This is a genomic window from Pseudomonas sp. 50_B (assembly GCF_017491625.1).
GTDB lineage: Bacteria > Pseudomonadota > Gammaproteobacteria > Pseudomonadales > Pseudomonadaceae > Aquipseudomonas > Aquipseudomonas danubii.
In genome coordinates this window covers 1-454 of the sequence record NZ_JAFGYX010000149.1, presented here as the reverse complement: position 1 = coordinate 454, position 454 = coordinate 1, and the positions used below count along the sequence as shown (strand labels likewise).

Genomic DNA, 454 nt, shown 5'->3' with positions numbered 1-454 from the left:
ATTGGCCGAGTTGCTCGAGATCGAGCTTCAGCGCGCGCGTGCCGAGATCGAGGCGCTGCGCGATGTCGATCACGCGGCCCAGACCCGCGCCCTTGAGCGACACGGGAAAGCGCGTGCGCATCGTCGCGAGGTCGACGTGGTGACCGTGAAAGCCTGCAATCATCGCGAGGCACGCAAGGCCGCATTCGGCGGCTTCGGTCTGCAGGATCATCGGCAGCTTGCTGCCGATGCCGAACGAGAGGCGATCGAGGAGTGACATAGGCTTGGGTCGCGTCAGAGTTTGCCCGTCAGGCTGTAAAGAGGTTCGAGCACCCATTCGTACAGGCGGCGGCGCTCCTGCAGCACGTCTGCTTGCAACGCCATGCCGGCCTGCAGCGGCTGCGCCCGGCCGTACGCCATCACGTTCTGCGAATTCAGCGCGACCGTGATCCGGTAGTACGTGCCGCTTGCCGTC

Annotated in this window: 1 protein-coding gene and 1 pseudogene; both read right to left on the bottom strand. The window is 65.2% G+C overall.

The genetic code is table 11. From position 1 onward, the window contains the following. The coding region (locus J5M73_RS31355; RefSeq protein ID WP_243434005.1) for a cysteine peptidase family C39 domain-containing protein at nt 1-259 on the bottom strand (259 nt) is incomplete at its 3' end. Between the two features lie 14 nt (nt 260-273). Continuing rightward, nucleotides 274-454, bottom strand: a pseudogene (locus J5M73_RS31350) (HlyD family secretion protein); the annotation flags it as partial.